Below are 2,184 nucleotides of genomic sequence, written 5' to 3'. Positions count from 1 at the left end.
GCCATCATTGTTTCTACAGGACCAAGTCTTACTAAACAACTTCCTTTATTAAAACAATACGCAAATAAAGCTACGATTTTTTGTGCAGATAGCGCTTATCCTATTTTAGCAAAACACAATATTAAGCCTGATTATGTTTGCATGTTAGAAAGAGATGATATAGTTTCTAAGTGTTTTGACAACGATTTTAAAGAATTTGATAAAGGAATTTTGTTTATCCTAGCTTCGGTAGTTCATAAAGAAGTTATTGAATTTCTTGAAAGAAATAATAGGGAGTATATGTTGGTGCATCGTCCTTTGCACTTTGCCGTATCATTAAATCTTAAAGAATTTGGTTATATTGGGGTAGGAGCAAGTGTTGCCAATATGGCTTACGAACTAGCTGCAAGCTTAAGACATGAAAATATCATTTTCATAGGACAAGACTTAGCTTATGCAAAAGATGGAAGTTCTCATCCAAGAGAGCATATCTATGGAAACCAAGGGGAAAAATTACGCGGTGAAATCTATACACTTGCTTATGGAGGAGAAAAACAAGTAAGAACTCAACTTACTTGGAACTTATTCCGACAAGCATTTGAAAAAGATATTTTTTGGGCAAAAGAAAAATTAAAAATCAACACTTATAATTGCACCGAAGGAGGTGCTAGGATAGAAGGAGCTATAGAAAAACCTTTTCAAGAAGTATGCGAAACCTTACTTAAGGAAAATCTTAAAAAACCATTTGATAAGCCTAAAATTTTGGAAAAAAATAAGATAAAAAATAAATTTTTACAAACTCAAAAACTATTAATTAAAAATGTCAAACAAAGTGAAGAATTTATAAAAAAATGTCAAAATGAACTAAAAAAACTTGATTTTGAGCTTAGCAAATCTCAACTTAATTCACAAACTCTAATAAAAATTAAAAAAAATCTTTTATTTTTTTTTAACGAATTTAAAAGGTTAAAACTTTTCAATGAACTCACTCAAGCTATATATTATCATAATGAATGCGAAATTATGTATTATGAAGTTTTAAATGATTTAGAACAAGATAAAAAAATTGAAGATTTTTTAACCAATCAAAAAAAATGGTGGTTACAAAGTTTTGAATACTTAAATACTCAAAATCAAATCATAAAAGAAACTTTAAAAAAATACAAAAATGACGATATTTGATAAAAAGCAGAGAGAGAAATATGAAATTTAATTTAAATCAAAAAGAGCTCTTTAATAAAAATATTGAAGCTTTAGATAATATTCCTTTAAAAGAAAGTTTAAAAGAAATCAAATCTAGTAAATTTAAACTTATCTTAGGTAAAGATAATCTAGATATAAATCTACAAAATACAAGTGATAATACTTTTCTTTATGAAAATGTTATTGATGAATTAAACACTATGTTAAATACTTACAATGATAAATACCTACTTTATCCTGTATTGTACTTTTATGGTTTTGGAAATGGAATTTTATTTAAAGCTTTATTGCAAAATAAAAATCATCAGCATATTGTTGTTTTTGAAAAAGATATAGAAATCATTTGGACAATGTTTCATATCTTAGATTTTTCAAATGAATTACAAAAAAACAATTTAATTATTATCAATACCAATATTTTAAGCGAATTTGATCTATTAAATTTCTACAAAAAAGCTAATAGTATTTTTTTACAATTTTCTAGAATTTATTTTTTAGAACTTATAAGCAATTATTATGAAAGATATAACGAAGAAATTTTAAAGCTTAATGATACCATTTTATCAACAATAAAAATATCTATCATACAATACGGCAATGATTCTATAGATAATTTGATGGGAATAAAACATTTTATTTATAATCTTTCAAAATTACTTACTCATCCACATAGTGAAATTTTTCTCAAAAAAAGATATAAATTAAGCGATACAGCCATCATTGTTTCTACAGGACCAAGTCTTACTAAACAACTTCCTTTATTAAAACAATACGCAAATAAAGCTACGATTTTTTGTGCAGATAGCGCTTATCCTATTTTAGCAAAACACAATATTAAGCCTGATTATGTTTGCATGTTAGAAAGAGATGATATAGTTTCTAAGTGTTTTGACAACGATTTTAAAGAATTTGATAAAGGAATTTTGTTTATCCTAGCTTCGGTAGTTCATAAAGAAGTTATTGAATTTCTTGAAAGAAATAATAGGGAGTATATGTTGGTGC

2 protein-coding genes are annotated in these 2,184 nt (G+C 26.0%); both read left to right on the top strand.

Going from position 1 to position 2,184, the window contains the following annotated elements:
- Nucleotides 1–1,161, top strand: a 1,161-nt coding sequence (locus tag AJN56_RS01480) for a motility associated factor glycosyltransferase family protein (protein WP_148115944.1), incomplete at its 5' end; no start/stop codon positions are given.
- A gap of 20 nt (nucleotides 1,162–1,181) precedes the next feature.
- The coding region (locus tag AJN56_RS01475) for a 6-hydroxymethylpterin diphosphokinase MptE-like protein (RefSeq protein WP_148115946.1) at nucleotides 1,182–2,184 on the top strand (1,003 nt) is incomplete at its 3' end.

It is taken from the genome of Campylobacter sp. BCW_4319 (genome assembly GCF_001764435.1).
In the GTDB taxonomy this organism is placed as follows: Bacteria; Campylobacterota; Campylobacteria; order Campylobacterales; family Campylobacteraceae; genus Campylobacter_D; species Campylobacter_D jejuni.
Note: the sequence above shows the minus strand (reverse complement) of the source record. Positions and strands in the feature narration are given on the sequence as shown.